Origin of the sequence: Corynebacterium occultum (assembly GCF_009734425.1) — a bacterium.
GTDB lineage: Bacteria > Actinomycetota > Actinomycetes > Mycobacteriales > Mycobacteriaceae > Corynebacterium > Corynebacterium occultum.
This window is the reverse complement of the sequence record NZ_CP046455.1, coordinates 2,893,380-2,911,083: the sequence shown is the minus strand read 5'-3', so window position 1 is coordinate 2,911,083 and position 17,704 is coordinate 2,893,380. Positions and strand designations below refer to the sequence as shown.

Annotated in this window: 13 protein-coding genes; 11 read left to right on the top strand and 2 right to left on the bottom strand. The window is 63.4% G+C overall.

Going from position 1 to position 17,704, the window contains the following annotated elements:
- Positions 1–39: 39 nt before the first annotated feature.
- The gene (locus COCCU_RS13135) at positions 40–2,166 is read right to left on the bottom strand and encodes an N-acetylmuramoyl-L-alanine amidase (protein WP_156232154.1); all 2,127 of its coding nucleotides are present in this window, start codon (positions 2,164–2,166) and stop codon (positions 40–42) included.
- Positions 2,167–2,533: 367 nt separating this feature from the next.
- Here COCCU_RS13135 and glf point away from each other — a divergent pair, with 367 nt between their 5' ends.
- The 6 genes from glf to COCCU_RS13105 all read left to right on the top strand — a co-directional run bounded on the left by glf (position 2,534) and on the right by COCCU_RS13105 (position 8,050).
- The gene (gene glf / locus COCCU_RS13130) at positions 2,534–3,703 is read left to right on the top strand and encodes a UDP-galactopyranose mutase (protein ID WP_156232152.1); all 1,170 of its coding nucleotides are present in this window, start codon (positions 2,534–2,536) and stop codon (positions 3,701–3,703) included.
- 250 nt (positions 3,704–3,953) lie between these two features.
- Positions 3,954–4,574, top strand: coding sequence for an arsenate-mycothiol transferase ArsC (locus COCCU_RS13125; RefSeq protein ID WP_156232150.1), 621 nt, complete (start codon positions 3,954–3,956; stop codon positions 4,572–4,574).
- 223 nt (positions 4,575–4,797) lie between these two features.
- Complete coding sequence (locus tag COCCU_RS13120; protein ID WP_156232148.1) at positions 4,798–5,055, top strand: hypothetical protein; 258 nt, start codon at positions 4,798–4,800, stop codon at positions 5,053–5,055.
- Between the two features lie 141 nt (positions 5,056–5,196).
- Entirely contained in the window at positions 5,197–5,745 is a 549-nt protein-coding gene (locus COCCU_RS13115; protein ID WP_231598949.1) for a phosphatase PAP2 family protein, read from the top strand.
- A 67-nt stretch (positions 5,746–5,812) separates the two neighbouring features.
- Complete coding sequence (gene mgtE, locus COCCU_RS13110) at positions 5,813–7,168, top strand: magnesium transporter (protein ID WP_156232144.1); 1,356 nt, start codon at positions 5,813–5,815, stop codon at positions 7,166–7,168.
- A 237-nt stretch (positions 7,169–7,405) separates the two neighbouring features.
- Positions 7,406–8,050 carry a three-helix bundle dimerization domain-containing protein gene (locus COCCU_RS13105; protein WP_156232142.1) on the top strand — a complete coding sequence of 215 codons (645 nt, stop codon included), beginning with the start codon at positions 7,406–7,408 and terminating at the stop codon, positions 8,048–8,050.
- 128 nt (positions 8,051–8,178) lie between these two features.
- Here COCCU_RS13105 and COCCU_RS13100 read toward each other — a convergent pair whose 3' ends face one another.
- On the bottom strand, positions 8,179–9,675 hold the full coding sequence (locus COCCU_RS13100) for a DUF5129 domain-containing protein (RefSeq protein ID WP_156232140.1): 1,497 nt from the start codon (positions 9,673–9,675) through the stop codon (positions 8,179–8,181).
- A 453-nt stretch (positions 9,676–10,128) separates the two neighbouring features.
- Between COCCU_RS13100 and COCCU_RS13095 the strand changes: the two genes are divergently transcribed.
- The 5 genes from COCCU_RS13095 to COCCU_RS13075 all read left to right on the top strand — a co-directional run bounded on the left by COCCU_RS13095 (position 10,129) and on the right by COCCU_RS13075 (position 17,051).
- Positions 10,129–12,111, top strand: a complete 1,983-nt coding sequence (locus COCCU_RS13095) for a glycosyltransferase (protein WP_269434463.1) — start codon at positions 10,129–10,131, stop codon at positions 12,109–12,111.
- Positions 12,104–12,610: a phosphatase PAP2 family protein gene (locus COCCU_RS13090; protein WP_156232138.1), complete on the top strand. Its 507-nt coding sequence runs from the start codon at positions 12,104–12,106 to the stop codon at positions 12,608–12,610. The genes COCCU_RS13095 and COCCU_RS13090 overlap by 8 nt, the downstream gene beginning before the upstream one ends.
- Positions 12,607–13,593, top strand: coding sequence for a decaprenyl-phosphate phosphoribosyltransferase (locus tag COCCU_RS13085; protein ID WP_156232136.1), 987 nt, complete (start codon positions 12,607–12,609; stop codon positions 13,591–13,593). The genes COCCU_RS13090 and COCCU_RS13085 overlap by 4 nt, the downstream gene beginning before the upstream one ends.
- Before the next feature lie 208 nt (positions 13,594–13,801).
- Positions 13,802–15,760, top strand: a complete 1,959-nt coding sequence (gene zomB, locus COCCU_RS13080; RefSeq protein WP_156232134.1) for a flagellar motor control protein ZomB — start codon at positions 13,802–13,804, stop codon at positions 15,758–15,760.
- 265 nt (positions 15,761–16,025) lie between these two features.
- On the top strand, positions 16,026–17,051 hold the full coding sequence (locus COCCU_RS13075) for an alpha/beta hydrolase (protein WP_231598784.1): 1,026 nt from the start codon (positions 16,026–16,028) through the stop codon (positions 17,049–17,051).
- Positions 17,052–17,704 lie beyond the last annotated feature (653 nt).

Sequence of the window (17,704 nt, the reverse complement as noted above, 5' to 3'; positions counted from 1 at the left end):
ACCTTGGGGGAGGTGATGCGGGCCTGGGTCTTTCTCGTACTAGTTCAGCTGGATGTCGACTGCGTTGGTGGCCGGATCATAGGTGATGTAGCCATTCTGGAAATCAACGCGGGTCAGGTTGCCGGCGGCGTACTCATTGCTGGTGGGCAGGCCCAACGGGCCGAGGTCATAGCCCTGGCCGGCCCAGGCCTCACCGATCGCGCCCCAGAGTGCGTGGGCACCGGTCTGGTCGGAGGAGAGCATGATGCCGTTCTCGAAGAGGGCGTAGTTGACGTTGGTGTTGTCATTGCGCTCCTCTGCGTACTGGACACCGCTGCGGGAATCACCGAGGACGGGTCCGAAGACATCGAGGATGGTGCGCAGCAGCTGGGAGAATTCACTGTCTCCGCTGAGTGAGACAACACCCTCCAGCAGCGGCGGGATGTGCGAGAGCTGCAGACCGTTGATGACCTCCACCTCGCCGAGGTTGCCCACACCGTCGACATCACCCTGGGAGAGGGCGATGGACAGTGCGACGACCGCGATGGTGCCGGCCGCGGCGATGATGGCCTCCTGGTCACCGTTGAGCAGGCCGACCAGGTCCAGGCCCTCGATGGAGGAGAGCTGGTTGGAGATCTGCGAGTTGGCGGGATCATTCGGGACCGCCGGATCAGCCGGGATCGGGTCGAGGGGTGCAGGGGTGTCCGAAGAGGTGGTCTCGGTGGAGGTTTCCCCCGCACCGAGGCCGCTCTGGATCTGGTCGTGGGTGTTCTTCGCGATATCACGGATCGCACCCATCTGGGCGTAGCCTGCGTTACCCGGGCAGGAGGTGGTGCCGACATCGCGGTGGGCGAAGATATTCGGCAGGTTCACCGCGGCACCGTAGGGGTACTTGGCGTAGCTGGTGCCCTCGGAGTAGTGGACGTCATGTCCCAGGGGATCGAATCCGGCATCGGCGGCGGTGGAGCGCCAGCCGGCGAGCTCACCCACAGCCTGGATGGTGGCATTGGAGGGGGAGACATTGGAGTAGTCACCCATCATGGAGATGGCCCAGGTGTTCTCGTTGAAGCCACCGGCATGGGCACCACGCACACCCCGGTTCAGACCGCCAGCGCGGCCCTCGAAGATATTGCCGTACTTGTCCACCAGTGCCTGGTACCCGATATCGCACCAGCCGAGGGTGGCGGCATGGTAGCGGTAGTAACCGCGCATCTGGGCGGCGGACTCGGCCTCGGTGTAGTTGTTGGAGCCTGCGGTGTGGTGGATGGTGATTGCGGAGACGCGGTCATCGATGGTGGGGGAGGAGCATCGGAGGGACTCATCCGCACCCCAGCCTGCGCGGGAGATCACATTGGGCATGCCGTAGGAGTCGGACTCCGCGGCCAGGGCGATGCCACCCTCTTCGGCGTTGCCGTCAATGAAGACAGCCTGGATATCATCCGCGGCGGAAACCTCGGCCACCGGCTGGATATCACCGTAGTTGGAGGGCAGCGGTGCGGTACCCGCACCCACCGGTGCTTCTGCGGCCGGAGCTTCCACGGGGGACTGCTCGGCGGCGGGGGACTGCTCGACCGGGGCCTGCTCAACAGCGGCGGGGGCCTCGGCCACCGGTGCTTCTGCCGCCGGGGCCTGCTCGACCGGGGCCTCTGCCACGGGAGCTTCCTCAATGGGGGCCGCATCAGCTGGGGTGTCGCCGGCTTCGGCGCCGATGATGTCGACACCGGAGATGGAGACCTGGATCTTGTTGGTCGGTTCCACGTAGATCAGATCAGTACCGGACATACCGGTCGGGCTGATCTCTGCCAGGGGTTCCGCCGCGTACCACGGACCCCACGTGCCGTCGGCGCCCTCGGCGCGGACGTAGGAGGCGATATCGCGCTGACCTTCCCAGGTGAGGGCGAACATGGAGAAGGCCTCCTCGCGGGTGAATTCCTTCACCGTGCGGGAGACCCCACCGCCGGCACCACCCTGGGTGGCGATGGCGGCGTCCTCAACCACAACATTTTCACCCGCGCTCAGCGGGACGCTGTCCTCGGAGGCGGAGACCGGTGAGACACCAGCTTCCTGGGTCCGGAGGATTCCACCCTCATTGAGACCGACCACTGTTGCGGCGGTCAGAACGATGGAAAGGACTAGCGCCAGCGCGGGGCGCTGGCTGACCGCGTTTAGGCGTCGTCGTTGCTGCACTTAAGTACTCCCTGGATTGTCGGTGCGGCTGGGACTCCTTGAGCCGGAAGAAATAATAGTACAAGGATGAGGCCCATGATAGCGCTGAGACGATAACATATGCATGTTGTTGAATATGACTGCTGTGATTTTTGTGACTAGTGGGGTTAGTTTTACAGACTTCAACAGTGTTCGGGAACCATTTGAGGTAAAAAGCTGGTGAACTTTCCCATGGGGGTGACAGACCCCGGGGGCAAGGATGAAGGGGTCCGGCGTGGGGCTTTCGCGTGATCATCGGGGTTCCCAGGTGGCGCGGGCGTCGATAAGCTGCCGCCCTGCCGGGGTGTTGGGGTGCTGGGTGGGCCGGGGTCTATTAGGGTCAGGGTTCATGACGGAAGCGAAGAACTATGATCTGATCGTCGTTGGTTCAGGCCTCTTCGGCCTGACCGTGGCGGAACAGGCGGCCAGCGAACTGGGTAAGAAGGTGCTCATCATCGAGCGCCGCAGCCACCTGGGTGGCAACGCCTACTCGGAGGCCGAGCCCGAGACCGGCATCGAGATCCACAAGTACGGTGCCCATCTCTTCCACACCTCCAATGAGCGGGTGTGGGAGTATGTCAACCGTTTCACGGACTTCACCGGCTACCAGCACCGCGTCTTCGCGATGCACCAGGGCACCGCGTACCAGTTCCCCATGGGCCTGGGAATGATCAACCAGTTCTTCGGTAAGTATTACAGCCCCGAAGAGGCACGTGCCCTGATCAAGGAGCAGGCCGCTGAGATCAGCACCGAGGACGCCACCAACCTGGAGGAGAAGGCGATCTCCCTGATCGGCCGCCCCCTCTATGAGGCCTTCATCCGGGACTACACCGCCAAGCAGTGGCAGACCGACCCGAAGAACCTGCCCGCCGGCAACATCACCCGCCTGCCGGTGCGCTACACCTTCAACAACCGCTACTTCAATGACACCTACGAGGGTCTGCCGGTGGAGGGTTACGCCGCCTGGCTGGAGAAGATGGCCGCCCATGAGCTGATCGAGGTCCGCCTGGACACCGACTGGTTCGAGGTGCGTGAGGAGATCCGTGCCGCCAACCCGGATGCACCGGTGGTCTACACCGGCCCGCTGGACCGCTACTTCGATTACTCCGAGGGCAAGCTGGGCTGGCGCACCCTGGATTTTGAGACCGAGGTGGTGGAGGTCGGTGACTACCAGGGCACCCCGGTAATGAACTACAACGATGCGGATGTCCCCTTTACCCGCATCCACGAGTTCCGCCATTTCCACCCCGAGCGTGAGGACCGCTACCCCAAGGACAAGACCGTCATCATGCGGGAGTATTCCCGCTTCGCCGATGATGTCGATGAGCCCTACTATCCGATCAACACCCCCGATGACCGCGAGATGCTGAAGAAGTACCGGCAGCGGGCCGAGACGGAGACCGCCGGTTCCCAGGTCTACTTCGGTGGCCGGCTGGGTACCTACCAGTACCTGGACATGCACATGGCGATCGCTTCGGCGCTGACCATGTTCGACAACAAGCTCCGCGAGGTGCTCTAGCTTTTCGCTTATCGACGCCGCGGGGAAAGGGTGGGGAGGTGTGCCACAGCGGCACACCTCCCCGCCCTTTTTCATCCTCGGTGTTCCCCGGCCAATGCTCGGGGAGAAAATCTGTTGTTTAACCCCCGGGCGAAGAGTAAAGTTAACGGTGGGTAAACAAGCCGTGTATCAAAGATGGCTTTTCTGTCATTGTTGGCCAATGAGGTTTTCTCATCTCATTGCATGATGACCATTGAAAGGAGTGGGCAAGATGAATGATGACCAATTCACCCTGGTTCGGAGGGATATGCATCGGCGTTTCGGTCTGATGTTCGCACCGGAGACCATTGACCGGGTGCTTGATGAAATCATTGATGAGCACGTCAGTGGTGCCCGGATCTCCACTTTCATGGCTGTCATGGTGGAGCGTGAGGCCTCGGAGCGTTTCGAGGAGATGGCCTCGGAGCAGCAGCTGGAGACGCGTCGCCGCAAGGAGCTGCTCTTCGTCTGTCGTCGCAACGCCGGCCGCTCCCAGCTTGCCAGCGCCATCACCCGTCACCTGGTGGGAAATGAGGTCCTGCATCGCTCGGTCGGTCTGGAGCCTTCCCACGGGATCGATGAGACCGTGCTGGAGGTTCTGCGGGAGCGGGGTATCTCCACTGATGGGCTCTATCAGAAGACCATTGTTCCGCGCACCGTCCACACCTCTGATGTGGTGGTGCTGATGGGCGTGGATGGGGTGCCGGGGGTCCCGGGTCACCGCTATGTCACCTGGGATGTCGCGGACCCGGAGGGGCAGCCCATCGATAAGGTCCGGGAGATCGCAGATGATGTCGAGCGTCGTGTCCGGGAACTTCTAGATGAACTTGAGGTGTTCCAGGCCTCCGCTTAGACCTGTCGGATGGGCCCTCCCATTCCCGTTGTCCAGGCGAAACCCCCTCCCAGAGGGGGTTTTTCTGATTAATATTCATATCTTCTGACCTGCGCTTATGTAAAAAAGTGGGGGTGCGAGCTGGGGAAATGGGTTGCCAGTCCGGGCCGATCGGGTTAAGGTAAACGGAAGGTTAACGAAAAGCACTCCAAGATGAACCAGAATGAAAGAGGGGGTAACTGACATGTTCCCTATTACCAATATCGCCGGCGCACGCAAGGACGAGCTTTGGAGCGTGCGTGAGGACCTCCACGTCCGTTTCGGTGACACCGTGGAGTTCTACCTGATCGACGCACTGCTTGATTCCGTGGCAGCTGAGTTTGACCGCGAGGGTGGCATTGGCGCCTTCCGCAAGGTCCTCATTGAGCGCGAGGTAGTCTCCCAGCTCAAGCGTGGCGCAGACCTGAGCCACCTTTACACTGACTACAGCACCGCCGCCTAATATGCTGCCGCTAAGGATCTTGACCGCCCCATAACTTAGGGCAGGCGAGTATCAGGGGCCACCAGCATTATTGCTGGTGGCCCTTCGGCGTTCCCTGGGGCCGGCTCTGCTGCCCTCCGGCTAACCTGGATCCCCGTGGACATGGCGATATGGGAATTCTTCATCGGGCTCCGAGGGGAGTGGTCGAACCCCTGGTGGGAGCCTGGGTTGGTGGTTTGGGCGGACCTCTCCCGACCCCGCTGGATGGTGATCTATGCGCTCTTGCTTGGCCCGGTGCTGCTTCTTCGCTGGCGAACCCCGGGACGGGTGGGGGAGGCGTTCCATCCACTGCTGGCGGTGGGGGCGGCCAGCGCCATCACCCATGTTCTGAAGGTGCCGATTGCCCGGCCCCGGCCGCCGGCGGAGTTTCAGCTGGTGGAGGAGGCCACCTTTGCGATGCCCTCGGGTCATGCCGCCGCGGCCTGGGCCCTGGTCGCGGCACTGGTCCTGCTGGGCGCCCCGGTCTGGGTGAACTGGTTGCTCGGGTTTCATGCCCTGCTGGTTTCCCTACAGCGCCTTTACCTGGGGGTACACTGGTTCAGTGATGTTGTGGCCGGCGCTGCGGTGGGGATCGTGGTTGCCTGGCTGTGCTGGTGGTTGCTGTGCCACATTGTTCTGCCCCGCCGGAAAGTGGTTGCCACCCTCTCCTGAGGGGGATGTACTGCCCCTGTGGTCCTTAGGACTTCGCTGGGGTCGGAAACTTTGCTGAGGAGGCGGAATGTCGGTGGACACCCTGGCTGCGATCCGGAAGATACTGCGAGGTACTCCCTCATCGGAGGAGAAGCTGGCGGAGCTCTCGGCGCAGGTGCAGTCCCTCCCGGAGAGTGAACTGGCCTATCTGATGGACTCCACTCCGCCGGCGGAGAGTGCCATTCTCTTCCTGGTGCTGAGCAAGGAGCAGGCACTGCAGGTGTTCGCGCAGGCTTCCCCGGTGCATCAGGCGCAGCTGATCGAGACCCTGCAGACGGAGCAGCTGAGCACCATCGTCACCGACCTGGACCCGGATGACCGTGCCCTGCTCTTCGGTGAGCTGCCCGCCACTGTGGTCAAGCGGTTGATGAGGGGGCTCAGCCATGAGGAACAGCAGATGACGGCCTCCCTGCTGGGCTACCCCAAGGATGCCATCGGCCGTTATATGTCGCCTGAGGTGCTCGCATTGCCGGCGGACCTCACTGTCGCCCAGGCCCGGGAATATGTCCGGGAGCGTATCGACGGCCCCGAAACCATCTACGTCCTGCCGGTGGTCGACGGCACCCGCCGACTGCTGGGCGTGCTCAGCCTGCGTGAGCTCCTGGGCGCTGATCCGGCGGCGAAGGTCCTGGAGATCTCCAACAAGGCCATTCGTGCCCAGGCGGTGGAGGGGCGGGAGGATGTGGTCCGACGCTTCCGGAAGAGCCGTCTGCTGGCCATGCCCATCGTGGATTCCGAGGAGCGACTGCTCGGCATCCTCACCGTCGATGACGCCATGTCCATCCAGGCGGCCGAGGATGAGGAGGATGCGGCACGCACCGCCGGCTCCGAACCCCTCGACCAGTCCTATCTCAGTGTCCCGATCCGGAAGGTGGCCCGGAGCCGCGTGGTCTGGCTGGTGGTGCTGGCGGTCTCGGCGATTCTGACGGTGCAGGTGCTGGAACTCTATGAGGACCGCCTCAACCAGGTGGTGGCGCTGGCGCTGTTCATTCCGCTGTTGACCGGCGCAGCCGGAAACACTGGCAACCAGGCCGCCACCACCGTCACCCGCGCCCTGGCGGTCGGCTCTGTCAGGGTCCGCGACCTGCCCCGGGTGGCCTGGCGGGAGTTGCGGGTCGGATTCGCCCTTGGTTTCGTGCTCGGGGTGCTCGGTCTGGTGGTGGCCGGGCTGGTCTATGGCGTGGCGATCGGGGTGGTCATCGGCCTGACCCTCTTGTCGATCTGCACCATGGCAGCCGCGGTCGGGGGCATCATGCCGCTGATCGCGAAGAGGGTGGGTGCGGATCCGGCGGTGTTCTCCAACCCCTTCATCTCCACCTTCTGTGATGCCACCGGTCTGATCATCTACTTCAGCATCGCCAGTGCGGTGCTCGGTCTGAACTGACAGGGCTCTGAACTGTCCCGGCCCGAAATGGACTGAATTCCTCTACCGTTAACCTGAAGTTTTCTTTCCCCTTTTCCCTACAGGTCATCGACCTGCGGAAATGGTTTGCAAAGCCTCCGAGAAGCTGTTAAGGTTAACGGCAGATGAACAAATGGGGACCAGAAAGCGACCGGCGTTTTCCAGATCTGAATTCAGATCCCTTTCTCCCCGCCCATCAGAAAGAAGAAGGTGATCACCATGATGATCAAGAAATTTGAAACCGTACGCCAGGATCTTTACCGTCGTTACGGACATGCCTGTGCTCCCACGGCCATCGATTCCATTCTGGAAGGTGTGATCGCGGAACACACCTCCACCGCGAAGATCCCGAACTTCCTCGCGGTATTTATCGCCCGTGATGCCGCGGAACTCATCGAGGACCACATCTGGGCCTCCGGCCGCATCGGTACCCCGCGCAAGCGGATCCACTTCAGCAGTGCGGGCAGTCCCAGTCAGGCGGCCTTCGCTGCAGCTGCCGCCCTCAAGCTCAGCGATCAGGGGGTCATTGCCACCGCCGACGCCGTCCACCCCGAGAATCCCGCCGACCTCAAGCTGGAATGGGTGCTCGATGAACGGGGTCTTGAAGCGCCGCAGCGTCGTCTGCCGGCCAAGGGGGAGCGTGCCCTTGAGGTGGCAGAAGTAGTCGTCCTGATGGGTGCCGAGGACGCCCCGGACTTCCCGGGTCGACGTCATGTCCGCTGGGATCTCCAGGATGATCTTGATGTCAGCCTGGAGGATATCCGTGACCTCTGCGATGACATCGAGATGAAGGTCTTCGACCTCCTCCTCGAGATGGGCATCCCGCTGAGTGCGCACGCCACCAGGCCCATGCTCGCCGCCTGAGGCGAATAGAGCTTGGGGGAGAGCTCGACACGGTGTATGTAAGGAAGGTGTGCCCCCAGAGACCGGGGAAGTCTCTGGGGGCACACCTTCTTTATCTTCTCGCTGATGTTTCTGGCCAGGGGGCGCAATTAGAAACCCCGGGAACCGCCGCCACCCGCAAAGCCGGAGGAGAAGCTGGTGTTCGCCGAGGAGGAACTCGACTGAGCGGCCTGGGCAGCCTGGTGATCCGCCTGGTGCCAGGAATAGATCATGGCGAAGGGAACGTAGTTGTTGTAACCGAAGCCCGGATGCCACCCCTGGTTATAGAGCCTGGGCACCTCATGCTCGGTGCTCCGCTTGAGATCGGTGTACATCTTGTCCTGCACCGCCTTGAAGAGGATCTGGGCGTCCTTGAGCAGATCCGAGTAACGGCCCATGAAGTCCGGGGCCTGCAGCTCGGAACGGAGGTTCAGCACCTTCTGGTCCAGTTCCCGCAGCCGCTGCGCCAGGGCCCCGTCTTCGGCCCGGACCTCGGCCTCGAGGAGATCCTCGTGCAGGCTGCTCAGCTCACGCTGCCGAACGGCAGGATCACCATGCTCCATCTTGGCCAGGAGCTCGATATTTTCCTCTGCGGTCTCCATCTGGGTGACGGTTTCATGGGCGCTGGTGATCTCCTTCGCCTTCTTGCGGAACTCCTTGTCAGGGGATCGGGAGTCCAGCCCCTCCAGGGAATCCATCTGCTGATGCAGGCTGAGGAAGCGACCCTTCACATCCTCCCACTGGCTGCGCAACTCGGTATCCGCCAGCGGGGAGCTCAGTGAGTGCGCCCTGATGTCGATGGCCTGCAGATCCTGGGCCACCCGCCCGTAGTTGGCGGAGACATGACCGAAACGTTCCCGGGCGGTCCGGGCCTTCTTCTTCTGGCTGTAGATGACACCGGCCGCGGTTGCGGCACCACCGGCGGCCACAACGGAGGAAGCGATCACCGCCACGGCGGTGCCGTTGACTTCCCCACCTTCCCGCTTCACGGTGGGGTCGGCCGCAGCCTGGGCACCGGCCAGCATGCCGGCTGCCCAATTGCCCTGCTGCAGCGGTTCCTCCATCTCATCGAGAATGCCGTCGAGCCTGCCATCCTCATAGATTCCCAGCTCATTGCAGACATCATCACCGCAGTAGGTGCCCATCCGGCTCGGGTCCAGACCCACCGCGATGATCAGATGCCCCGGGGCGAACTTATTGTCATCGGCGGCGATGATCTCCGGGGCCTGCTCCTTGCCGTATTCCTCGATGGTGTCATTGAGGTTGTCATCATTTTCACCGAGGATGATGTAGTCCACCACGGACACCGAGGCTGGAAGGTCGATGGCCTGGGTGCCGTCCCGGAGGAAGTCCTCATCGGTGGGGGAGAGCTCCCCATCAGGATTATGGAAGCGGACCAGCACTGATTCATCTGCCGGGGCATCGGCGGTGATCGCGGCGGGGACCGGTTCACCAGCCCCGGCTGTGCCGGCAAGTCCCACAAGGAGCATCGGGGCAGCGGCCAGTCCGGCCACCGCGCCCAGGGCGAGGCTCCGGGAAAGTCCCAGGCGCAGGGCGGCAAGCTGTGATAATGACATCCGGGACGAGGTCTGGGACAGCGGCTTCATGGTTCCGAGGGTATCCGGGGTACCCGGGTCCCATGGTGTGATCCTCTAAAATTTATCCGAAAGTTAGGTTGCGAGAATTTTCGGGGTTTCCCGTGAAACATTCCGGCCCCCTCGGAGAACCTGCCGAAGCACTCCTGTGGCACACATTACTTCCCGAACCACACCATCACCCAGAGTTCCCCGGAGAAACCATCTCCGCCCACCAGTCTCCGGCCGTGACCAGCGGGGGCGGCGGCTCCCTAGCCCATGATCCCCCACAGATTCATCAGCGAAATCCCAGTTTCAACGTGTTCTTCATCGCAGGTTGCGTGTCCGAAATGGCCCCTCGGGCTCAAACAACTACGCTGAGGGGTTGGATCCCGCCGTGGTTACCCCACGACGGAATTTTTAGCCGGGAACTAATTTCAGGTTCCCTTGTTTTAGTCGACTCCTCGAAAGGCAGTGGAACCAAACGTGAGCGACAGCGAACCGCAGTCACAGGCAGTGGAGCAGCTTCAGCGGATCCTGCTTCCCAAGCGCGGCGAACCGCATGACGTGCGCATGCTCTACCTGATCGAGGCCGAGCACAACCGCGACCGGCTGTCCTGGGCGGACCGCTTCAGCGTGAATGTCCCCGCCGGTGCGGAGGTGAGCTTCCAGACCTACTTCAACGCTTTCCCCGCCAGCTACTGGCGCCGCTGGTCCCAGCTCGACAGCATCATCCTGAAGCTGAAGATCTCAGGCACCGCCCGGGTGGAGGTCTACCGCTCCAAGATCGACGGCACCCGCGTCAACATCGAAGGCACCCTGGTCAGCGACGGGATCGCCGAATTTGACCTGTCGCTGGCCCCCTTCGAGGACGGCGGCTGGCTCTGGTTCGACCTGACCGCCGAAACCGACACTGAGGTCACCGAAGCCGGCTGGTACGCCGACCGCGCCCCCGGCGCCCAGATCATGCCCGACGGCAGTGAGGTCGGTCCCTTCGAGGCCCGCGCCACCATCGGCATCCCCACCTTCAACCGCCCCGCCGACGCCGTCGCCGCACTGGAGGCCCTGGCCTCCGACCCGACTGTCGACGCCGCGATCGACACCGTCCTCATGCCCGACCAGGGCACGAAGCACCCCGCCGATGAACCCGGTTATGACGCCGTGGTCACCCACTTCGGGAAGCGCTTCCACGAATTCCGCCAGGGCAACCTGGGTGGTTCCGGCGGCTACTCCCGCATCATGTTCGAGGCCCTCGGGGGCGTCGACGGCCAAGGTGCGGCCGGGGCAGCGAAGAGCCCCTACATCCTCTACATGGATGATGACATCGCCATCGAACCGGACTCCGTGCTGCGCGCCATCCAGGTCGCCCGCTACGCCAAGTCCCCCATCATCGTCGGCGGCCAGATGCTCAACCTGCAGGACCGTGCCGAACTGCGCTCCATGGGTGAGATCGTCAACCCCGCCGACTTCATGTGGTCCGCGGCCCCCCACTCCGACTACGACCACAACTTCGCCGAATACCCGCTGTCCCACCAGGGCAGCGCCGCCGACGCGAAGGACCCCGACGCCAAGCACTCCCGGGACCTGCACCGCCGCATCGACGTGGACTACAACGGCTGGTGGATGTGCATGTTTCCCCGCGTCGTCGCCGAGCAGATCGGGCAGCCCCTGCCCCTGTTCATCAAATGGGATGACACCGAATACTCCCTGCGTGCCGGCAAAGCCGGTTTCCCCACCGCCACCTGGCCCGGCGTGGCCATCTGGCACATGTCCTGGGGTGACAAGGATGATGCCATCGACTGGCAGGCCTACTTCCACCTGCGCAACCGCCTGATCGTCGCCGCCCTCAACCACGACGGCCCCGTGGAGGGACTGCTCAAGTCCATGCGCAAGTCCACCTTCAAGCACGTCATGTGCCTGGAGTACTCCACCCTCGCCATCCAGATCGAGGCGATGAAGGACTTCCTGGCCGGCCCCGACCAGCTCTTCGACATCCTCGAATCCTCCCTGCCGCGCATCAACGCCATCCGCAAGGGATACTCCGACGCCCAGGTCATCCCCTCTGCGGCGAACCTACCGAAACCCTCCGGCGCGCCGGGTGTGCCCACCAAGGACATTGGTGGCCGCCTGGCCAAGATCAAGAAGGTGGCCTGGCTGGCGAAGGGACTCAAGCACTCCCTGTCCCAGGCTGATCCGGCACACCATGAGGTGCCGCAAACCAACCTCTCCCCGGCGGAGGCCCGTTGGTTCTCCCTCTCGCGTCTTGATGGCGTGACGGTGACCACCGCCGGCAATAACGGCGTGGTCTACCGCAAGCGGGACCGGGCACAAGCGAAGGAACTGCTGGCGGAGACCCTGCGCCTGCAGAAGGAGGTGGGGGAGCGTTTCGACGAGATGCGCGCCGCCTACCGCGCCGCCCAGCCGAAGCTGACCAGTCGCGAATCCTGGGGAGAGATCTTCAATGACTAATCCTGAGATCAGGGTTCTGCTGGAGGTGCAGGAGAAGCTCTATGAAGCTCCCGGCATCCTCCCGGTGGCCCGCGGCATGAGCTTCTTCGGGGAGCACGCCGCAGGTTGGCTCGCCCTGGGTGCGGCAGGCGCGGTCGTCGATAAGCGGCGGCGGCGGGAGTGGGTGGCGCTGGGGGCTGCGGCCTTCACCAGCCATGCGGCTTCCGTGGTGATCAAACGGGTGGTGCGCCGGACCCGGCCGCATGATCCGCGGATCCGGATCGGTGTAGGCACCCCCTCCCGGTTGTCCTTCCCCTCCTCCCACTCCACCTCCACCACCGCGGCACTGCTCAGCCTGGCCTATCTCAGCAGCACTCCGCTGCCCCTGGCCGGCGTGCCGTTGATGATGGCCTCGCGTATGGTGCTGGGAGTTCACTACCCGACCGATGTCCTCGGCGGTGCGGCGCTGGGTGCCGCCACGGCCCAGGTCGTGAGAAAGATTGAGAGGCGCACCGCATGACCACTGAGCATCCCGGTATCTTCGGCGGCCCCGAGCCGCACACCGAAGGAATTGAAGACAACAAGAAGCGCCAACCGCCGAAGAACCTAGCGGACGGCATGTTCAAGGCGCTGCGCCCCAAACAGTGGGTCAAGAACGTCCTGGTGCTGGCTGCCCCCCTGGCGGCCGGGGCCGACGCTCTCTTCCATCCCCGGACCCTGCTGGATGTCCTGCTGGCGTTCATCACCTTCTGCCTCGCGGCCTCCTCGATCTACCTGATCAACGACGCCCGCGATGTCGACGCCGACCGGGCCCACCCCACCAAGCGGTTCCGCCCGATCGCGGCCGGGGTGCTGCCCATCCAGCTGGCCTACATCATGGCGGTGGTGCTGATCATCGCCGCCATCGGCCTGGCCTTCCTGGCCAGCTCCGGGGCCGGCCTGGCGATCGTCGTCGCCGTCTACATCGCCCTGCAGCTGGGCTACTGCTTTGGCTGGAAGCACCAGCCTGTGATCGACATCGCCCTGGTATCCTCCGGTTTCATGCTGCGCGCCATGGCCGGTGGTGTGGCCGCCGGCATTGAGCTCTCCCAGTGGTTCCTGCTGGTCGCCGCCTTCGGTTCGCTCTTCATGGCGGCCGGTAAACGCTATGCCGAGATGCTGCTCGCGGAGCGTACCGGGGCGAAGATCCGCCGCTCCCTGCAGGGTTACACCCCCACCTACCTGCGCTTCGTCTGGACCCTGGCGGCCACCGCGGTGGTTATGTCCTACGCACTCTGGGGTTTCCAGCTCTCCAATGACTCCGGGGGAGCAGCCAGCATCTGGTATCAGATCTCCATGGTGCCCTTCACCATCGCCATCCTGCGCTTCGCCGCAGATGTGGACCGTGGTCAGGGTGGTGCCCCGGATGAACTGGCACTGACGGACCGCGTGCTGCAGGTCCTGGCACTGGCCTGGGTCGCCTGCATCGTCATGGCGGTCTATGTGGTGCCCGCCCTGGGTTGATGGCCCGGCCCTGGTTTATCTGAATGAAGGTCCTCCCCCGGAGATTTTTCCGGGGGAGGACCTTCTGGCTTTCCCCGGGCAGGGAGAGTGGGATGTACCGGGCAAGGTGAGGGAAGGGGAGTGCCACTGGGGCAGCCCTGGGGTATGGGGCGGGACTATCAGCGGGCCGGGACAAGGGGGCACCCCGCCGGTGATAGCATTAACGCCCATGACGACAACGGTCTCCCGGGGGAAACAGGCGACTCGCCGAAGTATTTCACTGACTTCGCTCACCGGACTGATCAGTGCCCTCGTGATCGCCATTCTCGCCTTCTGGGGCGGTTGGATGCGACGCTGGATCTCCGATGACGGGTTGATCGTGCTGCGCACGGTACGTAACCTGCTGGCCGGCAACGGTCCGGTCTTCAACGCCGGGGAAAGGGTGGAGGCCAACACCTCCACCCTCTGGCAGTACCTCATCTGGTTCGTGGCCCTGTTCAGCGATGCCCGCCTCGAGATGATCGCCATGTGGCTTGCCCTCCTGCTGACCACTGCGGCGCTGGTGATCTCAGTGTGGGGGTCGGCGGTGATGTATCGCCGCAACCGGGCGCTCTTCCTGGTCCCGCTGGGAGGCATCGTCTACCTGGCGCTTCCCCCGGCCCGTGACTTCGCCACCTCCGGCCTGGAGTGGGGACTGTCCCTCTTCTGGCTGGCGGTGCTCTGGCTGCTGTTGGCCCGCTGGGCGCAGCCGGCTCAGGACAAGGGCCGCCATGCCCGGACGCCAGGTTATGACTGGGCGCTTTATCTCCTGGCTTTCTGGTCCGGCATCAGCTGGCTGGTGCGGCCCGAGCTCGCCCTCTACGGCGGGCTCACCGGCATCCTGCTGCTGGCCACCGCCCGGAACTGGAAGGTGATGCTGGGGATCCTGGCCTGGGCCCTCCCGGTTCCGGCCGCCTACCAGATCTTCCGCATGGGCTACTACGGGCTTATCACCCCGCACACCGCGGTGGCCAAGTCCGCCTCCGATGCCGCCTGGGGCAGTGGTTGGGAGTATGTGGAGAACCTCACCAAACCCTATGCCCTCTGGTTGGGCCTGGCGGTGGTGCTCCTGATCGGGGCTCTCGTGCTGCTGCGCGCCACCGTGCCCACCACCTACCCCTCCTTGGATGAGCTGGCCGAGCGTCCCCAGGGTCGGCTGCGTGCCCGTTCCCGTTCCGCGGCGGTGGCACTGATCCTGCTCTGCGCCCTGCTGCACTTCCTCTATGTCATCCGGGTGGGCGGTGACTTCATGCACGGCCGCATGCTGCTGCTGCCCCTGTTCGCGATCCTGCTGCCCCTGGCACTGGTCCCGGTCTTCGATCTTTCGCGCGCCTCCCGCTGGCATGATCTCGGGCTTGGCGTGGCGGTGCTCTTCGTCGGCGGCTGGTCCATCTTCACGGTGCTCGGCGAATATGAACACCCCATCGCCGATAGCGCCGGGGAGCTGGGCATCGTAGATGAACGTGAGTTCTGGACCCAGGCCACCCAGCGGGAACCGGGGGACCCGCCGATGGTGGCCACTGATTTCCTGGCCGCCCCGATCATGCAGGACTATCCCGAGACCGTGGCTGCGGCGCAGGAGGAAGACTCCGGCCTGCTGCTGCAGATCGCCACCGGTTCCGACCCGAACACCTACTCCTGGATCCACATTCCGCGAATGGTGGAGGTTTCCGATCTGCAGCTGCTGCCGCCGACGGTGTCCATGCTGAACCTGGGCATGACCGGAATGAACGCCCCCTTGGATGTGCGGGTGATTGACAACGTCGGTTTGGCGAATCCGCTGGCCGCCCGCCAGCCGCGGATCGAGGATGGCCGCATCGGCCATGACAAGTGGCTCTCCCCGGCCTGGCAGGCCGCGGATTCCGCCACGGAACTGGCTGCCCTGCCGGGGTGGACCCGCCCCGAGGATGCGGCGGTGGCCCGGCAGGCGCTGCGGCACCCGGATTTCGTGGAACTCTTCGAGAGCTACCGCGCCCCGATGGACCTGGATCGTTTCCTGTCCAATCTCAGCTTTTCCCTCGGTACCGCGCGTTCCCTGGAGTTCAGCGATGAACCTGAGGACTACCTGACGGGAACACAAGACAGCGATTTTTCTGAGGCTTCTCAGGTTGTGTGGCCTTTTTCCCTAAATCTGGATCAACAGAGGTGAGGGCTCTAAACCGGCCCTAAATAGTCACGTTCCTATAACAAAGGACTAAGTATTAAGCGCCTGAATGGTTTAGGCTGTCACCGGACTGGCGATCTGCTGAGCCAACTTGCAGAATTGATTGTTGAAGTTATTTGAATTGATTCGATCTTTTTTCATGTAACGCTCGCAGATTGTCGCCCGATTAGATGACAGTGTGAATTTGGTGTCCGCCGCGCCACCCTGAAGCGGGCAGTATCGAGAGAAGTGAATTGAGTCGAGGAGAGTCATGACAACTTGGACCGGAATGCGTTCCCTGGGACGCAAGAGCATCGCAGCTTTAGTGGCTGTGGTGATGGCCCTGGGGCTCATGGTCGTGTCGGCCGGTGAAGCCTCCGCGAACCGTGGTTGGCTGCGGCCGGATGCCACCGGCAGCTGTGAATGGGATGCCCACCAGTGGTGGGTGCAGCGTTGTGACGTCTGGTCCCAGGCGACCGGTCACAACATCACCGTTCAGATCCAGCCCGCCGCCCGCGGCGGCAACGCCGGCCTGTACCTGCTGGACGGTCTGCGTGCCACCAACCACGCCAATGCCTGGACCGTGGACAAGTCCGCCCCGGCGACCTACGCCAACTCCAACATCACCCTGGTGATGCCGGTTGGTGGCGCGGCCTCCTTCTACGCTGACTGGCAGGGTCCGGCCCGCTTTGACCTGAATGATCCGGTCAACTACCAGTGGGAGACCTTCCTGACCTCTGAGCTGCCGGGCTACCTGCAGCAGCACTTCGGTGTCGCCCCCAACAACAACTCCATCCTCGGCCTCTCCATGGGTGGCACCTCCGCACTGAACCTCGCGGCCCGTCACCCCGGTCAGTTCCGTCAGGCACTGTCTTTCTCCGGTTACCTCACCACCACCCTGCCGGGTGCCCAGACCCTGCTGCGGCTGGCCCTGCTGGATGCCGGTGGCTTCAACCTGAACGCGATGTACGGTTCCATCGTCAACCCGCGTCGTTTCGACAATGACCCCTTCCTCAACATGGGTGGTCTGCGCGGCATGGATGACATCTACATTGCCGCCGCCTCCGGTATCCCCGGCCCCCAGGACGCGAACTATCCGATCCAGTACACCGCTTCCGGGATGCCCCTGGAGATGCTCGCCCGCCTCTCCACCCACGCCTGGGCCCTGAAGGCCCGTGCGGAAGGCCTGAACTTCACCGAGAACTACCCGCCCACCGGTATCCACAACTGGACCAACTTTGGTTCCCAGCTTGATGCCACCAAGGGCCGCGTCCTCGACGTGATGAACGCCTGGTAGTTCAGCTTGAGGCTGTAGCCCACCCCTGACTGTCGACACCCCGTTCCGGATAATGATTCCGGGGCGGGGTGTTTTGGCATCCCAGGGGGTCGTCTTCTAATGGTCTTTGTATTCCCTCTGGGGGACGGTGAGGCAGGAGATGAGTTCCGGATTGGTGCTCTGTTGTGCGGGTGGCCTGGGGACATGGGTGGGGCCGGCCGAAGTCCCGGGGTGTCGGCGGCCCCCCGGTTTGGCATCCCAGGGGGAGGGGGCGTCTCTCCCTGGGATGCTGTACAAGTCTCTGCCCCTGCCGGCTCCCTGCCTGGCCGGTGGCAGGGGTTCCAGGGGGAGAGGGTGAATTACAGGAATTGCCTGCTGAGCCCTGACTAAATGGGAACTTCCGTTGCGCCCCTGTTCTGCCCCGGTTTTTCGGGGGCCGGAATAGGGGAGATGAATGACAAGAAGTTGTGCCGCCAGGTCCGAGATCCTGAACCTGAGATCAGAATGTGCAATATGCTGGTCTTGTCGGCTCCTCGGTTGGCGGTGGGGGACGCCGGAATTTCCCTCTTTCGAAAGTGGAGATATGGGCCCTGGCCCGGGGAATCCTCCGAAATCTATCCCCCCGCTGGACGGCGCGCCACTTTCGAAAGTCTCAACCTTAACTTAAGCTTGAT